Annotated in this window: 13 protein-coding genes and 2 pseudogenes; 9 read left to right on the top strand and 6 right to left on the bottom strand. The window is 44.7% G+C overall.

The annotated features are described in order from the left end of the window. Nucleotides 1-5: 5 nt before the first annotated feature. Nucleotides 6-965 carry a sugar-binding transcriptional regulator gene (locus IX91_RS06275; protein WP_004749167.1) on the bottom strand — a complete coding sequence of 320 codons (960 nt, stop codon included), beginning with the start codon at nt 963-965 and terminating at the stop codon, nt 6-8. A gap of 414 nt (nt 966-1,379) precedes the next feature. On the opposite strand from IX91_RS06275, the gene IX91_RS06270 reads away from it, so the two are divergent. The 4 genes from IX91_RS06270 to IX91_RS06255 all read left to right on the top strand — a co-directional run bounded on the left by IX91_RS06270 (nt 1,380) and on the right by IX91_RS06255 (nt 6,130). Next, nucleotides 1,380-2,405, top strand: coding sequence for a substrate-binding domain-containing protein (locus tag IX91_RS06270; RefSeq protein ID WP_004743407.1), 1,026 nt, complete (start codon nt 1,380-1,382; stop codon nt 2,403-2,405). A 139-nt stretch (nt 2,406-2,544) separates the two neighbouring features. Next, nucleotides 2,545-4,053 carry a sugar ABC transporter ATP-binding protein gene (locus tag IX91_RS06265; RefSeq protein WP_004743406.1) on the top strand — a complete coding sequence of 503 codons (1,509 nt, stop codon included), beginning with the start codon at nt 2,545-2,547 and terminating at the stop codon, nt 4,051-4,053. Beyond that, the gene (locus tag IX91_RS06260) at nt 4,050-5,081 is read left to right on the top strand and encodes an ABC transporter permease (RefSeq protein ID WP_004743405.1); all 1,032 of its coding nucleotides are present in this window, start codon (nt 4,050-4,052) and stop codon (nt 5,079-5,081) included. Before IX91_RS06265 ends, IX91_RS06260 begins: the two co-directional genes overlap by 4 nt. A gap of 14 nt (nt 5,082-5,095) precedes the next feature. After that, entirely contained in the window at nt 5,096-6,130 is a 1,035-nt protein-coding gene (locus IX91_RS06255) for an ABC transporter permease (protein WP_004743404.1), read from the top strand. A gap of 77 nt (nt 6,131-6,207) precedes the next feature. Here the strand turns inward: IX91_RS06255 and IX91_RS25755 are convergent. Then, nucleotides 6,208-6,342: pseudogene (locus tag IX91_RS25755) on the bottom strand (phenylalanine--tRNA ligase subunit beta-related protein); the annotation flags it as partial. A 379-nt stretch (nt 6,343-6,721) separates the two neighbouring features. Here IX91_RS25755 and IX91_RS06250 point away from each other — a divergent pair. After that, entirely contained in the window at nt 6,722-8,230 is a 1,509-nt protein-coding gene (locus IX91_RS06250) for a DUF3360 domain-containing protein (protein WP_004743403.1), read from the top strand. Between the two features lie 101 nt (nt 8,231-8,331). Here IX91_RS06250 and IX91_RS27020 read toward each other — a convergent pair. Beyond that, nucleotides 8,332-8,442 (bottom strand): annotated as a pseudogene (locus IX91_RS27020) (alpha/beta fold hydrolase); the annotation flags it as partial. 449 nt (nt 8,443-8,891) lie between these two features. Between IX91_RS27020 and IX91_RS06245 the strand changes: the two are divergent. Both IX91_RS06245 and IX91_RS06240 read left to right on the top strand, forming a co-directional pair. Continuing rightward, a complete protein-coding gene (locus IX91_RS06245) occupies nt 8,892-11,015 on the top strand; it encodes an ATP-dependent nuclease (protein ID WP_004749166.1) in 2,124 nt (707 codons plus the stop codon). Beyond that, nucleotides 11,008-13,227 carry a UvrD-helicase domain-containing protein gene (locus IX91_RS06240; protein ID WP_004743401.1) on the top strand — a complete coding sequence of 740 codons (2,220 nt, stop codon included), beginning with the start codon at nt 11,008-11,010 and terminating at the stop codon, nt 13,225-13,227. Before IX91_RS06245 ends, IX91_RS06240 begins: the two co-directional genes overlap by 8 nt. 129 nt (nt 13,228-13,356) lie before the next feature. Here IX91_RS06240 and pheT read toward each other — a convergent pair whose 3' ends face one another. Together pheT and pheS are read right to left on the bottom strand one after the other, a co-directional pair. Next, entirely contained in the window at nt 13,357-15,762 is a 2,406-nt protein-coding gene (gene pheT, locus IX91_RS06235; RefSeq protein ID WP_004743400.1) for a phenylalanine--tRNA ligase subunit beta, read from the bottom strand. An 18-nt stretch (nt 15,763-15,780) separates the two neighbouring features. Next, nucleotides 15,781-16,764: a phenylalanine--tRNA ligase subunit alpha gene (gene pheS, locus IX91_RS06230; protein ID WP_004413586.1), complete on the bottom strand. Its 984-nt coding sequence runs from the start codon at nt 16,762-16,764 to the stop codon at nt 15,781-15,783. Between the two features lie 290 nt (nt 16,765-17,054). Between pheS and IX91_RS06225 the strand changes: the two genes are divergently transcribed. After that, nucleotides 17,055-17,537: a GNAT family N-acetyltransferase gene (locus tag IX91_RS06225; RefSeq protein ID WP_004743399.1), complete on the top strand. Its 483-nt coding sequence runs from the start codon at nt 17,055-17,057 to the stop codon at nt 17,535-17,537. 3 nt (nt 17,538-17,540) lie between these two features. After that, on the top strand, nt 17,541-18,437 hold the full coding sequence (locus tag IX91_RS06220; protein WP_004743398.1) for a LysR family transcriptional regulator: 897 nt from the start codon (nt 17,541-17,543) through the stop codon (nt 18,435-18,437). On the opposite strand, the gene IX91_RS06215 is transcribed toward IX91_RS06220, so the two are convergent. After that, nucleotides 18,415-19,557, bottom strand: a complete 1,143-nt coding sequence (locus IX91_RS06215) for a GGDEF domain-containing protein (protein WP_004749165.1) — start codon at nt 19,555-19,557, stop codon at nt 18,415-18,417. The genes IX91_RS06220 and IX91_RS06215 overlap by 23 nt on opposite strands. Between the last annotated feature and the right edge of the window lie 36 nt (nt 19,558-19,593).

Below are 19,593 nucleotides of genomic sequence, written 5' to 3'. Positions count from 1 at the left end.
TTCCCCTATTTTGCTTGTTCTAAAACACTGGCTATTGTGTCTTCGTCCGAAACTATTCCGTTAATTAACCCACCTCTCAGTGCGGCAAGCATTGCTGACACCTTCGACTGAGTTGCCGCAACACCGAAGCTGTGCTCGATATTGCCAAGTTCTGTTAAGTTCAAACCCACTAACTTGCTATTGATCTGCTCTGCGCATTCTGCGCCGTGTTCGTCATATAAATGCGCGAGTACCTCGCCCTGACACTGGTGGCTGATTTGAGACTCAAATTGCTGCCCACTTAATGATCGCAAATCGTAGTAACTATCTGTTTCACTGGCGACAGAACCAATCCCGACCAAGGCAATATCTGCATTGCGCGCTATGTCGAGCACTTCTCTGACGCTACGCATCTCCATTAACATTTCGCGTTGCTCATCAGTATCAACAAACAGCGGGGCGTGGAGCTGAGTACTACTGCCGCCCAGTTTTTCTGCTAAGCGAGAAGCAAGATAATTCACATCCGTAAAGTGATGCCCTTGCACGCCGCCTGTTGCAGGCACCACCTTTACATTAGGAAAGCTCATCGGTTTTATCTGCTCTACAATCATCGACATGGTTTTACCGCCACTTATGCAAATAACGCTGTTTGGCTTAAGCGTCTCTATCAGTAGCTCACCTGCAGATTGAGCGACCTGTTGGGTAACCACTGCTTCATCTTGACTAAGGCTCGGCTGAATAACCGCAGTTTTCAGTGAGAACATATCAAGTAGACGTTGTTCTAATGTGTAGGTGCGTTCTTGCGGAAGGTTCAAAGTGATTTCAACTAAACCATCATCATGAGCTTGCTTAATGACACGGTTGACCTTAGCTGTCGATAAACCAAGTTGCTTAGCAATATCTGACTGACTGCAGTTCTCCATATAACGTAGTGTGAGGATTTTTGCCGTCTGCCTTAATATGTCGTCTCGCTCACTCATCGCCATATACGCTCTCCTACTTACCTTTCATCGCTTGTGGGACGCTCTTCTTTACTACTCATTTACCCGCCCAACAAAATGTAAACAAATCGTGAAATTTATTTCACTTGAGTAAAAAGTAATCACAAAAAGCACACCTTGCAAGTTAAAATGATACCAATCGTATCGTTATGACCATTTAAGTGCAGCAGATCACAATAACAGTCAAAACTGATACGTATTGTATCGTTATGCTATTGACCGGTTACATTTTGTTCACTAACTTTTAACACGTGAAATATATTTCACCTGTCTGAAAGATAATTCACATCATTGAGAACAACGGGTTGTACTGCTTAAGACGAGAATGAGATGGACGTAAATCCAATAGCAGTTGTTGCTCCGAAGACGAGTGAATACCACATATAAATGGAGAAAATTATGAAGTCAGCGACTTTAAACAAGATGCTAAAAAAAGGACTTATTGCAACGAGTATTCTCGTTGCGTCTAGTTTCTCAGCAACAACACTGGCCAATGAACGTATTGCATTTTTCGTTTCCGACCTTTCCAACGTGTTCCACCAGTCACAAGCGACAGAAGCGAAACGTTATGCGAAAGAGAAGTACGGTGCAGAAGTGGTTATTTTTGATGGCAAAGCAGACTCTGCGGTGATGACGCAGAATGTTGACCAAGTGGCTGCGGGTGCATTTGACGGCGCTTCACTGCATATTTGGGATGGCGAAGCTGCCACCCCTGGCGTAGAAGAAGCGCTAGATGAAAAGATCGCGATGACCTCTTTCTTTAGCCCGATTACCGATACTGGTATCCCAACAGCGCGAAGCGATGAGGCAACCGTCTCTTTTGAAATGGGCGCTCAAATGGCAAAAGCTTGGAAAGAAGCCAACCCTGGCAAACCTATTGTGATGGTTCAGTTAGGCTGGCCTAACCATACAGAAGTGAGTTCTGGTCGCACAAACCCGTTTGCTGAAGGGGTGCTTTCAGTTGACCCAAGCGCGAAGAACCTTGGTGCACTTGATGCAAGTGGCGGTCAAGAAGCAGCCAAACAGATCATTGTCGACCTGCTCACTCAGCAGCCTGAAGTTAACCTTATCTACTCTGAAGCCTCTAACTTGACGGTCGGTACGATGGCGGGTCTTTCTCAGCTCGGACGCGGTAAGTTTAAAGATGGTAAACCTGTCACAGAGATTGTCGCGAGTGTGGACTTCGACTCAGTGGAGTTCGAACAGATTTATGATCCAAATTCTAGCTTGAAGGTCTCTATGGGCTTACCGCCAATTGAAACGGCTCGCGGACGCATCGACTTAGTCATGGACGTTATCAATAACAAAGTGGCTTCAAGTAACGATACGGCGCAAGAGTTCTTCTACAAAGCTTACACCATCTCTTACTGGACAATGCCTCAGCCGGATGCAGAGAAGTGGCTAGAAGCTCAGTTTGGCAACTAACCATTATTACTGGGCGATCTGATTGATCGCCCAGTTACTCAATATTCAATGAATCAAAACAAGGAAAGAGCGGCTTCATCTGTACCGTCTGCAGTGACTGAACAGTTTTGAAGATCCACCATATTAAGGAGAGATCATCTTGAATACTCACAATTCAACTTCTGTTCTCTCAATTGAAGGACTCGTTAAAGACTACCCTGGCGTCAGAGCAGTCAACAACGTCAGCTTTTCAATTGAACGCAGCACAGTCCATTGCTTAATCGGCGAAAATGGCGCGGGAAAATCCACCTTGGTAAAAATGATCACAGGTGCGATTCAACCAACCCAAGGCACAATGAAGGTCAACGGTAAGTCATACACGCCAAACGGTACACAGAGTGCCCGTGAAGCTGGCATAGCGACTCTGTTTCAAGAGCTACACGTTGTTGACGAACTAAGCGTGCTGGAAAACTTAACTCTGGGTATGGAGCAAAGCCGCTTTGGATTTCTGATTAAATCTGATTTAGAGCAACGCGTTATTGATACGTTGGCGACTATTGAGCCATCAATCGATCCTTATGCGCGTGTCTCAACCCTAGGGGTTGCGCAAAAACAGATCATAGAAATTGCTCGCGCAGCCTCATCCGGCGCCAATGTCATTATTATGGACGAACCCACCGCTGCATTATCAGAGCGAGAAGTTGAACGTCTATTTACCGTTATTCGCCGATTGCAAGAACAGCAGGTTACGGTGATCTACATCTCCCATAAGTTGGATGAGATTTTATCACTGGGAGATAGAGTCACTGTGATGCGCGATGGGCAACATATCGCTACCAAGCCAATGACAGAGGTGAAGGGACGCGAAGAGCTGATCGACATGATGATTGGACGAAGTATCCTTCATGACTACACACCACGCGACACCATCAGCGACGAAGTGTTTTTATCCGCTGAGAGACTGAACAATCATAGGCTGAAAAACGTTTCATTTACCATTAACAAAGGCGAGATTGTCGGGTTTTATGGTCTGGTTGGTGCGGGTAAAACTGAAATCGCTCGTGCTATTTTTGGCGCAGACAAGGTCTCTGGCTCTATTAAACTTAACGGTCAAGAAGTAGGGAAATCTCCTAGAGAGGCGATCGCGGCAGGTATTGCTCTTGTCCCTGAAGAGCGCCGCACACAAGGGCTGTTTACCAACTTAACCATTCGCGAAAACATCCCAGTCATGAACTTACCTAGAATGTCAGATTTCGGCGTATTTAGACAACGCGATGAACTCAATGCCGCGCTCGACTATGTCGATAAACTATCCATCGCCACCAGTTCAATAGAAAAACACACGGAAAAACTCTCTGGTGGTAACCAGCAAAAAGTGGTCATTGCCAAATGTCTTTTCTCGCAGGCCAAATTACTGTTACTCGATGAGCCAACTCGCGGTGTCGATGTCGGCGCGAAGAAAGAGATCTACGACTTAGTGAAAGAACTCGCCAATCAAGGCAACTCTGTTGCCGTCTTTTCTACCGAACTTGAAGAGATTCTCGGCGTATGTGACCGCATCTTCCTTCTTTATGACGGCTCTTTGGTTTCAGAAATCACTAACGGCTCTGACGTTGACACCAATTTCATTTTGAACGCCGCGACAGGTGGCCTGCAGGAGGCAGTATGATTAACACTACACTGGGTGCTGAGACCTCTCCGCAACACCTTAAGAATCGAGTCAGCGACCAAATGTACATTACGATGCTGGTTGCCGGCGTCGCTATCGGGCTATTTTTAGTCGCTTCGGTATTTGTACCAAACTTTTTCCAAGTGCAGAACATGCTTAACTTGGTGACCAATAACTGGTCGGTGATTGCTCTGGGCATCGGAGTTTCATTCTTACTTATCTCGGGCAATTTCGACCTTTCCGTCGGCGGTATCGTCGCTTTATCGGGCGTCTTATCAGTTTGGTTCGCCCAAGCTGCAGTTGGCGGTTCAGCACTTTCTACCGGATTAGGTTTACCATACTGGCTAGCCATTATTGGTGCCCTAGTTGGAGCCTTAGCCATAGGGGGTTTAAACGCACTGTTCGTGGTTAAGTTTAAAATCCCATCGATCATCGTTACCTTAGGTACCATGATGGTCGCAAGGGGCATTGCCCAAGTGATCACTGAAGGCTCACAAAGAAATACCAATCTACCCGCTGAATTTGGTTATCTAGGAAATCTCAAGGTGTTTGGCACCTCGATGCAGTTCCCAGTACTGTTTATGCTGCTTTTGTTAGCTGCGGCAATCTTTATTGAACGCAAAACCGTGTTCGGTCGCATTACCTATTGGATTGGCGCAAACCCAGAAGCGGCCAAGCTTTCCGGTATTAACAACGCTAAGCATATTACCTATCTCTACCTATTTAGCGCGCTTGTTGCAGGAGTTGTCGGCATTTTGCTTTCCTCTGAGTTTAAGTCTGGCTTCTCTAACCGTGGTTTGCTGATGGAGTTTGATGCTTTGGTCATTGCTCTACTTGGCGGCATTGCCATTGCCGGAGGCTTCGGCTCAGTTATTGGTATGTTCTTCGGCGCGATCATTCTCGCAGTGGTCACCTCCGCGGCTACCGGCCTTACCCTGTCACCTGACTGGCAATTTATCTTGAAAGCCGTCGCGGTCTTTTTAGCAATAACGGCTCAAACCTGGGCTCTATCCCTTAGAAATAAATAGTGATGGTGAATGCAATGTCTGAATCAACAAAAGTATTAAGCACTCCACCAGCCCTAGGTGGTCAGGTTGCTGAATTTATTAGAAATTACTATATCTATTTTGTATTAGCTGCCATTGTGGTCTTCCTTAGTAGCGTTAACCTCGATCAGTACGCGCTGTTTGAACGCGGCAATTTCTTGTACAAGAAGAACGTGATTAACATTCTGCGAGTTTCCGCGCCAATACTGGTTCTGGCCGGCGCCTTTACCTTGCTCATGGTCTCGGGCTACATAGATTTGTCGGTTGGCAGCACAATGGGCTTAACCGCCGTGATCTACGCCATGCTCGCGATTAATGGTGTCCCCTTCATCGCTGCCTTTTCTATCACCGTTATGTGCGGGGTGCTGCTAGGTGCTTTTAACGGATTGTTAGTGGTCAAATTTAACATTACCCCCGTCATCGCCACTCTCATTACATTAAGCCTATACAAGGGCATTGCCCTGCTGTTAGTGGAAGATGGTGTCTCTGCCATCAAATCTATGGGTGATATGAAGATGCCAAGTTGGTTTAACGACTATGCCCGTGATGCCGTCTTACTTGGTTTGCCAATGGCATTTTGGGTTGCCGTTGGCGTAACTGCTCTGCTGATTATTCTGCAAAACCGTTCGCTACTTGGTAAGTATGCCGCGGCAACAGGAGGTAACCCGACTGCAGCTAAACTATCTGGTATTAAAACTGGATTGGTGGTGTTTGCTCTCTATGCCATTGTTGGCGCTACTGCCTCATTAGCCGGTATTGCTCGCGCAAGTTTTATGTCTTTAGGTGACCCTTTATCAGGCGATGGTATGGAACTAACTGCAATTTTGGTTGTGCTGATTGGCGGCACTGCATTTAGCGGTGGTGAAGGCAAAGTGCTACGTTCGTTTATTGGCGCGCTGATCATCATGACTTTGACCGTCGGTATGCTCACGCTCGTTCCGGCTTACTATCAAACTTTAGTAATAGGTGGCGCACTACTCGCAGCCGCAGCCTCTAACCATTTGGTTAGCCGCAAGCAACATCAGAGTTAACCTCTGTTTTCAACCCATAAAAAACCTGCCAATTTCGTGTAGAAAGAGGCAGGTTTTTACTATCTAGTCAGTGGTAATTAATCGCGTAGCGATGCACCAAACTTCTCAGATACGTCAGCAAGGATAGCGTCAACCGCGCCAGCGATGTCTGCATCTTCAAGCGTATGCTCATCTGACCGTGTTGTCAGCGTACTCGCTAAGCTCTTCTTACCTTATTATCTAACCTCTTTATACTTGCAGGCTAACTCTACGACTAATGTCTAAGCCACTGAGACTATTTGTTTTTTTCAGTTTGGTTTAAGGTACTAACAACTTCAACGATTCGATTTTGCAAGGTGATTTGTTCTTTATTGCTAACTGTGAACCTCAGGCTTTTACAACAGTACCAATGATATTCAAGCTTGTTTTCGACCCTATTCTCAGTCAGTTATCTTCACTTTTAAATAATAACTCAAGTTACCCCCAATAGAGATTTATCGAATTCTTTGTAGAGAAACGAATATCACTCACTACTCCGCTACCTCTTAATACCGGGAGTAGATTACGTTTGTTGGAACAACACACCTCAGAGTGTGAACGAAAGGAATCAAAATGAGCAGTACTTTAGAGTCCGCACATATAAGAACAGATAAGCCTCAAGCCAATGAGGATGAACTCAGTTATGAACAACAACACAAACCAAGCTCTGAATTTGAGTCCCGAGAGCAGTATCTAGAGCACGAATTGCAAATCATGTCGCCTAAACGCTGGCGTCCAAACTTGCCGTTTAAAGATTATCGATTTGAGATTGAAGACACCATCCCAGCAATGGCGGCGACCATTGGTAAAGTGGTAATGGTGGGCGCTATTGCAGCAACCTTTGCCGTAGCTCTAGGGCTAAACGAAGGGTTTATTCTAGAAAATGTTCGTTATGAATTACTTATCGCTTCAGTTTTCATTATTCTTTTCTCTGGCTTTCTATTGCCGACCGCTAACCTTGCAGGTACACACGGCCCACTCATCCCTTTAATTCCTATTGTTGTTGCCGCTGGCGGGCACCCGATGGCCTTTGGCTTGCTGATTGGCGCGTTTGGCTTATTGCTGGCCATCAGTAAAGGTGGCAGCATGTTGGCAAATCTCACCAGTAAAGGTGTGTGTGGCGGCTTATTACTCTACCTAGGCTTTGTAGGGACCGTTTCTCAAGTCAAAAAGCTATTCGCTTGGGCTGAAGGAATTGGTATGAGTCACATTGCTTTCGTCGTGATCTTTTGTACCATTATTTTGTACGCACTATTGGAACATTTCCGTAAGCGTTGGCTAGCTGTACCTCTTAGTTGCTTGCTGGGTGGCACGTTAGCTTTTGCGATGGGCGCACCGTTTTCTTTCCAAACCGAGCCTGGTTTGCCTCATATTAACCCTATGTATTGGTGGGGAGAAAATACCGGTTGGATGTTAGGCCTACCGACAATTGAACATTTCATGGTGGTATTGCCGTTTGCTATTTTAGCTGTGGCTATGTGGTCGCCAGATTTCTTAGGCCATCAAGTGTTCCAAAAAATCAGCTACCCAGAACGCACGGAAAAAGTGCACATGAACATTGACGATACCATGACCACGGCTTCTATTCGTCAGACGTTTGGTTCTTTGCTTGGTGGTACTAACTTTACCTCTTCATGGGGTACTTACATCGTGCCAGCCGCAATTGCTAAACGCCCTATTCCTGCTGGCGCTTTGCTAACGGCTCTGTTTTGCATCATCGCCGCAATTTGGGGCTACCCGATGGATTTAGCTATCTGGCAACCTGTACTTTGTGTTGCGCTAATCGTTGGTGTATTCGTCCCATTGCTAGAAGCTGGCATGGAAATGACGCGCGAAGGAAAAACCACTCAATCTGCCGCGATCGTCGTATTTTCATCAGCGCTAGTAAACCCTGCATTTGGTTGGTCTCTAACCATGCTGTTAGACAACTTAGGTTTAGTCGGTTGTAAAGAACGTAGCGGTGAACTGAGTAAAATGAGCCGTTGGGTGTTGCCTAGCATTATGTTTGTGGTGCTAACCAGCGTGATGGCGTTAGTTGGGCTTCTACCAGGGCTACCAGCGGTTATCCCTAGCTTTCGCTAACCGTTAGACGCGAGTTGAAGCCAATGGGTATTTAACTTCTCGGTTATATCTGCAATAACTAAGGCCTCGCAATTGCGAGGCCTTTGGTTTCTATCAGACGGTTAGAACTGGTGTGGTTGCTCAAGCATTGGGAAGTGGCCTAAGTTTCCAATGTAGTAAATGCTGTAGTCCTTAATGTGTTTCTTGTTCGCTTCTGAATCGGTAGACCATAGGGAGTGCCGTCCCACTAAGTTGGTCGATATTCTCTAAAAATGTCGGCAATAACTTAGTTACTATATGTGTCTGTGGGGGGAATTTCAGAACGTATGTAACTAGTGATAAACGACATGAATCGGCTTATTAATCTCAAAAGTAAAAGTACAAGGTGCTGGGTTTATGACATTTATCCAGATGCCTCTTTTTGACCGAGAAATTTGACAGCCCCGATTGGTGGCAAAGATATTAATATTCCTTTAGCAAAGAGCTATTCCATTGATTGGATCAAGAGTGGCGAACATTGTTTTTTTGAAATTCAGGGAAAGCGTGTGACTGAAGCTTCGTGAGTGTACTCTTTAAGCAACAAAAGGCTTATTTTAGACGTCAATCCAAAATGTGATTAAGTGCAATGCTTACTAATGCATATATGGTAACATCCATTCATTTTTTAGTATGAGTAGTTGTTATGTTTATAAGTGAGCTTTGTATAGAAAACTTTAGATGTTTCGGGTCAGGGCAAGATAAATTGGTCATGCCATTACAGCTAGGGCTTAATACTCTAGTCGGCGAGAATGATGCGGGAAAAACAGCTATCATCGATGCTATTCGCATGCTTTTAGGTACTAGAGATCAGGAGAGTATCAGACCTAGTATTGATGATTTCCATTACTCTGACTCAAAAGACCAATCTAAAAGTCTTTCTATTGCGGTTACTTTCTTAGGTTTAACACTTCCAGAGCGGGTGAGTTTTGCTGAATATCTCACTTATCAGCCTGAGAATACGGAGAATCCTGTGATCTTGAAGGTCACTTTACGAGCAGTGCTACAGAACGATAAAGTTCGCACGACTATATTTTCTGGTAATCCGACAGGTTCCCATGGTCTTAGAGAAATTGATATTGAAACAAGGGACAAACTGCGTTCAACCTACCTTCGTCCGTTGAGAGATGCTGAAAAAGAAATGGACGCGGGAAGGAGCTCTAGAATTTCCAAGATCTTAAAAAGGCAATCAGCGATTGATGAAGGAGAATCGATACTAGATATTTCTGCCGTGTCAGAAGATAAATTTGGCGAAGTAGTAGAGAAGTTAGGAGTCGTTGGTATTGCTCGACTAGTTAACCAATTATTAGAAGGTCATCCTGCTGTAAATTCAACCACGAATGAACTAAATGTTAACTTTCTAAAACCCCTACAAATGTTGGGTGATAACCTTCAAGCAAATTTGGGGATTGGTCCAAACGCCGATGATGAAATGTTAAAGAGGCAGATGCTTGAGAAAATAGGCATAGCTTTAGATAACGTTGGCGGTAAGCGTGGGCTTGGCTCGAATAATTTATTATATATAGCATGTGAAATGCTATTACTGTCTGAGTCTAAAGATGAACTTGCATTATTGATAATCGAAGAGCCTGAGGCGCATTTACACCCTCAAAGACAATTGAAGTTAATTCAATATCTACAAGATAAAGTGAACAAGCATAAGCAAGATCACGAGATTCATCTACAGGTTTTATTGTCAACTCACAGTCCCACTCTAGCGTCTAAATTACCGATAAAGTGTATGGTAATGGTACATAAAGGTAAGGTGTTACCTCTTAGCATGGCAGGTAGTACAGACGGTGACTATACATTTCTTGAACGTTTTATAGATGCGACAAAGTCGAATTTATTTTTCTGCAGGGGTCTGATGATTGTAGAGGGGGATGCAGAAAACCTCTTATTACCATCGGTTGCGAAAATACTAGGTCTCGATTTTACAGAAAACGGTGTATCAATAGTGAACGTAGGTCACACTGGCCTTAGTCGCTATGCTAATGTTTTTTCGGGCACAAGCGAGTATCCAAACCCTGGAATTAAAGTGGCGTGTTTACACGATTTAGATTTAATTCCTTATCAAGCAGCACGGGAACTTAATCTGGAGTCGGTGAAAGACAAAACTGAACTATCTGACTTGTGGGATAGCTTTAACACATCCTTAAAAGCAGGTGAACAGGTTGACTTTGAACTTCTTAACTCGCAATTGCCCCAAAATGTTATTTCTGGCTTTGAGCTCAACTCCTTCGACCAATCTAAGGTGACCAGTGCCAATAGGGAGTATAAAGGGGACTTTGTTAATGGTTTTTACTCTAGTCCTTGGACATTAGAGTACTCGCTTGCATTTCATGGTTTAGCGAAAGAAGTTACCATCGCTGCTTGCCTTGCCAAGGCCGAACCATCCAAGCGCTACGATCAATCTAATCATGAAAAAATAGTTTCAGTTGCCGAAGATTATTATGAGTACTTGAATGGGACGTACAGTGAAAGTGAAGTCTTGGCAGGTAAGGTTTATGAACTATTTCTATCATCTGTTAACGTTTCAACTCATATTGAAAACGAACATGCTGGTTTAGTTCTTAGCGGTAAAGCATCTAAAGCCGCGGCTGGGCAACACCTTGGTCGGTTGCTCGAAATGATGGACCAAAAGTTAGAAAGTGATGGATACACACAAAGGGATCGAATCGAACATTGGAAGGATTTACTTCCAATTGCAGTGGTAGAAGCAGTTGAGCATGTAATCCCATCAATGCTTTTGGAGACCGAAAGTGACTAATATTCGAGAGCTTTTAAGCTGCAATCAAGACTTAGACGCTAATCCATTTACGGATGATGATATCCAGTGGGTTGAAGGTATTCTCGGGCTGAACAATGGATTTGACGAGCATCAGTTGCTTGTTCTGCAAAGGCTTGATGATTTAGATGTAGAGGCATGCCCTGGGAGCGGGAAAACTACAGTATTAGTCGCAAAGTTAGCTTTATTAGCTAGGTACTGGAACTCAAAAACACATGGCATTTGTGTGTTATCTATGACTAATGCCGCTAGAGAGGAGATTCAGGAGAGACTTGGGGAAACTGAAGAGGGCCAAAAGTTACTAAGTGGCCCCCATTTTATTGGGACGATCCACAGTTTTTTCAGTGAGTTCTTAGCGAAGCCGTATTTGAACTCCAAGGGGATTGCGATTGTTAATATTGACGATGATTTTTGTCGCTCTCAGCGACTTAGAACACTTCAGAAGGATAATTATAGTGAGGTGGCAGACTATCTAGTAGCTAAGCAGGTTGAGAAGAAGACTAACATAGTCACAACTAAAGGAGAGCATACTCCGGATCATCAAAAAGCTGCTGCATGGCTAGCGGAGTACGAAGCAAAATCTTTGGAAGAACGGAGGTATGGAATTCCTTCAAGTTGGAAAATTACCGATGAGTCGTACAACTTGATTCGAGTTAACTTCGGAAAAGAATATTCTCTTGATCTACCAGAGCCAATGGAGAGCTTGCTGAAAGAGTGTATTAAGGAAGTAGCTCATAAAGGGATATTTTGCTTCAGTGATTTATTTGTGTATGCAAAAGCACTTATGAAGTCTTCGAGTGATGTATTCCAAATTCTTAGGAAACGATTTCCATTGCTGTTTATCGATGAAGCCCAAGATACATCTAGCTCACAAGCTCTTATTTTATACGAGTTATTCATGTCCTACATTGATGATCTCGAACCGGTTACAAGACAACGATTTGGTGATGCAAATCAAACAATTTATACATTTGAACCACCAATGGCTGCGGATGGAATAGATCCATACCCATCATCTGATATTGAAAGGCTCTCACTTCCAGTGAGTCATCGATTTGATATGAGTGTGTCTGATATAGCATGTAAGTTCGAAACTCACCCTCTTAGCCCTATGATGCAAGGAGTAAGACAGGATGATAAGGGGGGAAGAGGGCATTGTATCTTGGTATTCAATGAGGACTCAAGAATGGCTGTGATTCCGGCATTCGCAGAACTTGTTGCTAAGGAGATGGAAGAGCTTGACCTTGACCTAGCAAAATTCAGAATTTGTTCTCATATACAGAAAGAAAAAGATACAGAAGTTTCTGAAGGTAACTACGCTAGAACGATTAGAGATTACTTTACCCCTTATATAGCGGACAAGATGACGAAAGATTATCAGCAACATAAAGCTCTGATTAGTTACTTCCGTCATGCCCGATATTTGGTTAGAGAGACTAAATGCTTAAGTTCTGGTCTCGAAAAAGTATCGGAAGGTATCTTAAAAGGGTGCTATTTGGTAAGTGTTGATAGTGAACAGACCAAAGGGACTCGTTACGCAAAGATTAAATCAGCTCCTAACAAGTACAGAGCGATCGTTAGAGAGATCAATGACAAGTGTGCAAAAGATTTTTCGAATAAAGTTGTTGACACACTTACAAATAATGCGGGTATAACTGAAACGGAATGGCCTGCCATTATCTCAATTGCGACTGATGTTATTCAATCGCTATTAGGGATAGAAGAAGTTGACTCTTCTTTCGAGTTCCTAACATGGAAAGGTGAAGATGTCCCCCCTCAGAGCAGTGATACTGGAGACGTTGATAGAACCAACATCTATAGACATGAGCTTCTGCCATCAAGGAAAAAGTTAGATTTTAAATTAGGTACTATCCACTCTGTTAAAGGACAAACCCATACGGCCACATTATTGTTAGATTGTACAAATAGAGGACCTATTTTAGGCCAGCTCAAACCATTCTTTCTTGGTTCAAAACTCACATCAGAAGCAACCACTCAGCAAAAAAGTTGGTTAAACACTCTATACGTAGGCTTAACTCGCCCTACGCATTTGATTTGTGTCGCGATTCCTGAGTCCCATAATGGCTTTAGAGGAAGTACCCTTTCTTGGACAGAAGATGACTTTCAGGAACTAAAAGCTAAGGGCTGGAAAGTAGCTAGAGTGAAAGAGTGTTCGTCTTTGGAATATCTATAAACTGTAGTGGATGAGTGATATTGGCCATCTAATTTGTCCAATAATGAGTTATCACCCTACTCCTTATTTGCCCCAAACAAAAAGGCCTCGCAATGCGAGGCCTTTGGTTTTCTATCTAATCAGAAATGATTAATCACGTAGCGACGCACCGAACTTCTCAGATACGTGAGCAACGATAGCGTCAACCGCGCCAGCGATGTCTGCATCTTCAAGCGTACGCTCAACTGACTGTAGTGTTAGCGCGATAGCTAGGCTCTTCTTACCTTCTTCAACGCCTTTACCAACGTAAACGTCGAATAGTTTCGCGTCTTTCAGGAACTCACCACCTTGCTCTAGACATGCTGCAACGATGTCGCCAGAAGCAACTGCTTCATCAACAACGACCGCGATGTCACGACGGTTTGATGGGAACTTAGAAAGCTGTACTGCTTCAGGGATCACTTTAGTGCTGATTGCAGACCACTCAACTTCGAATACGATAGTACGGCCGTTTAGACCAAACTTACGCTCAAGTTCTGGGTGAACTGTACCAATCACACCTACCTGCTTGCCATCAACGACGATAGCTGCAGATTGACCTGGGTGAAGCGCTGGATTCGCTGCTTTATCTTCAGCAGAAAGCGCTGCGAAAGAGTAAGCTACTTCGTTAGCTGTTAGCTCAAGAACCGCTTCTAGATCGCCTTTCAGGTCAAAGAAATCAACCGTGTTGGTTTCGATGTCCCAGTGCTCTTCGCTGCGAGTACCTGCGATAACACCTGCAAGCATAGGCTCTTGGCGCATACCGTTTTCAGCAGACTCACATGGGATGAAACGTAGGCCGTATTCGAATAGACGAACACGTGGCTGTTGACGTTTCTGGTTGTGAACAACAGTGTTTAGTAGACCTTGGATTAGGCCTAGGCGCATTGCTGACATATCCGCAGAGATTGGGAATGGCAGGATTAGCGGCTCAACACCTGGAACAACAAGTTTTTGCTGCTCTGGCTCAACGAAGCTGTAAGTGATCGCTTCTTGGTAACCACGGTCAACAAGTAGGTTACGAACGCGTTTTAGCGGAATGTTCGCTTCAACGTGGTCGTGCATCTTAAGTGCTGCCGCTGGGTTTTGGTTAGGAATGTTATCGTAACCGTAGATACGACCTACTTCTTCAATTAGGTCTTGCTCGATTGCGATATCAAAACGCCATGTCGGTGCTGTTGCTGTCCAACCTGCGTCTGTAGTCTCTACAGTTAGGCCAAGACGCTCTAGGATCTCAACAACATCGCTGTCTGCAATGTGGTGACCTAGTAGGCTATCTAGCTTAGTGCGACGTAGTGATACTGTGTTTGCTTTTGGTAGGTCAGCTTCTGACTCTACTGCAACAACAGGCGCTACTTCACCGCCACAGATCTCAACAAGAAGTTCTGTTGCACGCTCCATTGCGCTTGTTTGTAGTGCGAAATCGACACCACGCTCAAAACGCATTGAAGAATCTGTATGTAGACCGTAGCTACGTGCGCGACCACGGATGTGGTCTGGTGCGAAGAACGCACACTCAAGTAGTACGTCTTTAGTTTCAGTCGTTACACCAGACTCTTCACCACCAAAGATACCTGCGATAGCAAGTGCTTTGTTGTGGTCTGCTACTACTAGAGTATCAGCATTTAGCTCAGCTTCGTTGCCGTCTAGAAGAGTTAGCTTCTCGCCCTGCTCTGCCATACGAACCACGATACCACCTTCAATCTTAGCAAGATCGAATGCGTGCATTGGCTGGCCTTGCTCTAAAAGAACAAAGTTAGTGATATCAACTACTGGGTCGATAGAGCGAATACCACAGCGGCGCAGTTTCTCTTGCATCCAAAGTGGTGTTTCAGCTTGAACGTTTACGTTCTTAACCACACGGCCAAGGTAACGTGGACATGCTGCAGTCGCTTTCACTTCGATAGAAACTGTGTCGTCGATAGCTGGTGCTACTGGGTTAACCGCAGGCTCAGTTACGTCAGCACGGTTTAGAACGCCAACTTCACGCGCCATACCACGGATGCTGAAACAGTCCGCGCGGTTAGCCGTTAGGTCTACGTCTACTGTTACGTCGTCAAGACCTAGGAATTCGCGGAAATCAGTACCGATAACTGCGTCTTCTGCTAGCTCCATGATGCCATCAGATTCAACGTCGATACCTAGTTCAGAGAATGAACACAGCATGCCGTGTGATGGTTGACCACGTAGTTTTGCTTTTTTGATTTTGAAATCGCCTGGTAGAGCAGCACCAACAGTCGCAACCGCAACTTTGATACCTAGGCGACAGTTAGATGCGCCACAAACGATGTCTAGAAGTTCTTCAGCGCCAACATCTACTTTAGTTACACGTAGTTTGTCAGCGTCTGGGTGTTGACCACACTCAACCACTTTACCTACTTTAACGCCAGTGAAAGAACCAGCAACAGGTAGTACATCGTCTACTTCTAGACCCGCCATTGTGATTTGGTGTGTAAGTTCGTCAGTCGATACCGCAGGGTTTACCCACTCACGAAGCCAAGATTCGCTAAATTTCATAGTGATGTATCCCCTGGATTACTTGAACTGTTTTAGGAAACGAAGGTCGTTCTCGAAGAACGCACGAAGATCGTTTACGCCGTAACGAAGCATAGTCAGACGCTCAACGCCCATACCAAATGCGAAGCCAGAGTATTTCTCAGGATCGATGCCAACGCTGCGAAGTACGTTAGGGTGAACCATGCCACAACCTAGAACTTCAAGCCATTTACCGTTCTTACCTTTCACATCTACTTCTGCTGAAGGCTCAGTGAATGGGAAGTAAGAAGGACGGAAACGCACTTCCACTTCTTCTTCAAAGAAGTTGCATAGGAAGTCGTGCAGAATGCCTTTAAGCTGTGCGAAGTTTACGTTCTCGTCTACTAGCATGCCTTCCACTTGGTGGAACATTGGCGTGTGCGTTTGGTCGTAGTCGTTACGGTAAACACGGCCCGGTGCGATGAAGCGGAATGGTGGTTTACCATTTTCCATAGTACGGATCTGAACGCCAGACGTGTGAGTACGTAGCATTAGATCTGGGTTAAAGAAGAACGTGTCGTGGTCAGTACGCGCTGGGTGATCTTCTGCGATGTTTAGTGCATCAAAGTTATGGAATGCATCTTCAATCTCAGGACCAGACTCAGTGTTAAAGCCTAGCTCACCAAAGAACTGTTCAATACGCTCAACAGTACGAGTCACAGGGTGTAGACCACCGTTCTCGATACGACGACCCGGTAGAGTCACGTCGATTGTTTCTGCTGCAAGCTTCGCTTCAAGCTCTGCACGTTGTAGTGCGTCTTTACGAGCTGCGATCGCTTGTTGAACAACGCCTTTCGCTTTGTTGATCTCTTGACCAGCTTCACGGCGCTCTTCTGGTGGTAGTTTACCTAGGCTTTGAAGTTGAGCTGTTAGCTCACCTTTTTTGCCTAGATACTGAACACGCACTTCATCAAGTGCGACTAACGAATCTGCAGCTTCAATTGCTGCATTCGCGTTAGCAATGATCTCTTCTAGATGTTGCATCGTTTCCTCATCTACCTTTTGGTAGTTTCCATAAGGTTTCCCGGAAGGGAATTTCGGTATTTTCAAGTAGCTGTACATAGTAACGAAAGCAACGTTCAAAGCCAAACTGAAATATCCTTAGAATCGCCTGTTGGACACTTATCAAGCATCTAAATTGGCTAACCACTTTGATACTTGCCGCAAAGACATCACTTTTTGTTATTATTAACATAATCTAAAATAATTTTTATTCATTCATCAATAGCGATAAATTGGCTTTCAACAGAGTTAAGAAAGCAATTGAGGTAAACATGAATCTAACAATCACTCCTATTCTTCCTGAGCACAACCAAGCAATATGCGAAATTATTCAGAAGGTTGGCGCAGAATTTGGCGCTGTTGGTGAGGGTTATGGTCCTTCAGATGCAGAAGTGAGCAACATGAGCCAGCACTATACCCTTGAGAATAAGTCACTCTATCTTGTCGCTAAACTAGACGGAAAAATAGTCGGCGGATGCGGGCTCGCCCCATTTTCAAGTAGTGACAAAGTCTGCGAGCTAAAGAAGCTGTTCCTTCTGCCGGATAGCAGAGGGCTCGGTTTGGGTAGAAAGCTCGTGTCTGCTTGTCTCGATTTTGCTCGTGAACAAGGGTTCGAATCTTGCTATCTCGACACCTTATCCAATATGAATGCTGCGGTGCGAATGTATGAAACGTTTGGGTTTGAGCACTTATCCCAGCCACTGGAAGGCACTGAGCACAACAGTTGCGATGTCTGGATGCTAAAAGAGCTGTAATTGATGAATAACTACAAACTCCTGCCCGCTTTAAATGCTCTGCTTCAAACACAGAGCCTTACTGAAGCGGCTAAAAAGCTGAATGTAACTCAACCGGCAATGAGTCGAACACTCGGTCAAATACGAGATGCTTTTGGCGATCCCATTTTAGTTCGAGACGGAAAGGAGTTTGTGCTAACCAATAGAGCGCAAGAGTTAAAACAGACCTTGCCTAACCTACTGAAACAGATGGATGCGCTTTATCAACATTCAGATTTTAAGCTCGAAGACATTGAACGGCGCTTTCACATTGGGTTTGACTCGTTTGTCTCAGGCGCATCACTCCCTGAGATCGCGAAGCTTGTCGCTACAGACTGTCCGAACTCTTCTATTCTAGGTTCGATAATCGACAACGGACAGCTAGAGGCGCTTGCCACTAGCTCTTTTGATGTCGTTGCCACAATGGCGGTTGATGTACCCAATCATATTCATGGCAAACGTATCGCCAGTGACCATTATGTTGTAATCGGGTCAAAGCAGAGCTTAGGACAAAGTAAAATGCTGTCTTTACACGAGTATTTTGCAGCGAAACATATTCAGGTGAGTGGATTAGGTGACAAGACCCGCGAGGTAGATGGCGTGTTTAAGAAACGCGAACATCAAAGAGTCATCTCTGCGGTAATGCCTGATTTGCAGAGTGCTGCTCAGCTATTGGAAGTTAGTAGCAATATTATGACTGTCCCGAGCCATATTGCAGCAGCGTTGTGCCAACAGTATGGGTTGCAAACAGTAGCGCTGCCTTTTCAACTTCCAGAGCATCATTATTATTTGTTGTGGCACGAGAAACATCATAATGATCCCGCGCACAGGTGGTTTCGACAACAGTGCTTTCGCTTAATTAAAGTGCACTTTGATAGTTAGGCCGTAAAAGCTCTGAATGGGCGGCGTTAACTTTATTCCGACCTTCAGACTTAGATTGGTATACCGCTTCGTCTGCTGCTTTGATCAAATCGTTGTAGTCCGTCATGGCTTCTGTGCGCTGGGCTACCCCAACACTAATACTGCCTCGCCATACGCTCTCTCCCACTGGGACAAGCATTTGATTGACCTTATGACGAGTCAGCTCTGCAATATGAACGCCGCCTTGTGTGTCGGTGTTCGGGCAAATGACAAAAAACTCATCGCCCCCTAGTCGGCAAACTAGGTCGTCACTTCTGAACGAGTCTGCAAGCGTCTGAGAAAGCTCTGTTAAGAGCCTGTCTCCCGCATCATGGCCGGCACTGTCGTTAACTTGCTTAAAGTAATCGACATCAATCATAATACAAACGAGCGGTTCGTTGTTATGGGTCGACTCTTGCCAATACGCTTTAAGTTTGCGGATTGCACAGCGTCTGTTGGGTAGTTTTGTCAATGAATCGGTTAGAGATAGCTCTTCTAGTTGTTTATTCGCTTTAGAGAGCTGCTTGGTTCTTTCCTCAACTTTGTCTTCAAGATGTTGGTTAAGCTCTAAAAGCTCTTTATTCCTTTCAGACACCTGTTCAAATAAGCCATTGAGCGCTTTAAGTAAGGGTTCAGTAGAGCTGTCTTGTTGCTTCTCTTCGTTTTCCCACGCGACTTTAGGGTCAATACCGGACTCAATTTGTTTGACTTGACGCGACATATTCTGGTCTATACCCAAAATATGGTAGGCCAGCCAGTGGATAAGAAAGTTGAGCAGATGTTCCGACGTTTTCTTATTGTCTTCACTAATAAAGGATTGCATGCTGATGATGTCAGCCATAAAGGCTCGATGCACTTTAATGTGCTCTTCGATGTGTTTATCGAAAACACCAACGCTTCGCATCAGGTTTTCTTCTTCCTTGAAATGAAACTCAGCGTATCGAGAAAGCTCAAACAGAGCCATTCTAATATCTTGAAGAGAAATACTGTTTTGCGCGATTAAATCTCCGTAGCGATTAATCACCTCAACGAGGTATTGATGCTGCTCATCGACTTCATCAAGACCTGTTTCGTAGCATTTATCCCACTCGAATGACTTCATTTGCCTCTTTCCTTAGCCCAATACACTGCTCTATCA

Source organism: Vibrio tubiashii ATCC 19109 (genome assembly GCF_000772105.1).
In the GTDB taxonomy this organism is placed as follows: domain Bacteria; phylum Pseudomonadota; class Gammaproteobacteria; order Enterobacterales; family Vibrionaceae; genus Vibrio; species Vibrio tubiashii.
The sequence above is the reverse complement of the archived record's forward strand: the minus strand, read 5'-3'. Positions and strand labels throughout refer to the sequence as shown.

Bases quoted from the DNA above. Each gene is read 5' to 3' on its own strand.
- IX91_RS06225 (WP_004743399.1), top strand. From the start codon at position 17,055: ATGAATCTAACAATCACTCCTATTCTTCCTGAGCACAACCAAGCAATA.
- IX91_RS06270 (WP_004743407.1), top strand. From the start codon at position 1,380: ATGAAGTCAGCGACTTTAAACAAGATGCTAAAAAAAGGACTTATTGCA.
- IX91_RS06250 (WP_004743403.1), top strand. From the start codon at position 6,722: ATGAGCAGTACTTTAGAGTCCGCACATATAAGAACAGATAAGCCTCAA.
- IX91_RS06220 (WP_004743398.1), top strand. From the start codon at position 17,541: ATGAATAACTACAAACTCCTGCCCGCTTTAAATGCTCTGCTTCAAACA.
- IX91_RS06215 (WP_004749165.1), bottom strand. From the start codon at position 19,557: ATGAAGTCATTCGAGTGGGATAAATGCTACGAAACAGGTCTTGATGAA.
- IX91_RS06255 (WP_004743404.1), top strand. From the start codon at position 5,096: ATGTCTGAATCAACAAAAGTATTAAGCACTCCACCAGCCCTAGGTGGT.
- IX91_RS06260 (WP_004743405.1), top strand. From the start codon at position 4,050: ATGATTAACACTACACTGGGTGCTGAGACCTCTCCGCAACACCTTAAG.
- pheS (WP_004413586.1), bottom strand. From the start codon at position 16,764: ATGCAACATCTAGAAGAGATCATTGCTAACGCGAATGCAGCAATTGAA.
- IX91_RS06245 (WP_004749166.1), top strand. From the start codon at position 8,892: ATGTTTATAAGTGAGCTTTGTATAGAAAACTTTAGATGTTTCGGGTCA.
- pheT (WP_004743400.1), bottom strand. From the start codon at position 15,762: ATGAAATTTAGCGAATCTTGGCTTCGTGAGTGGGTAAACCCTGCGGTA.
- IX91_RS06275 (WP_004749167.1), bottom strand. From the start codon at position 965: ATGGCGATGAGTGAGCGAGACGACATATTAAGGCAGACGGCAAAAATC.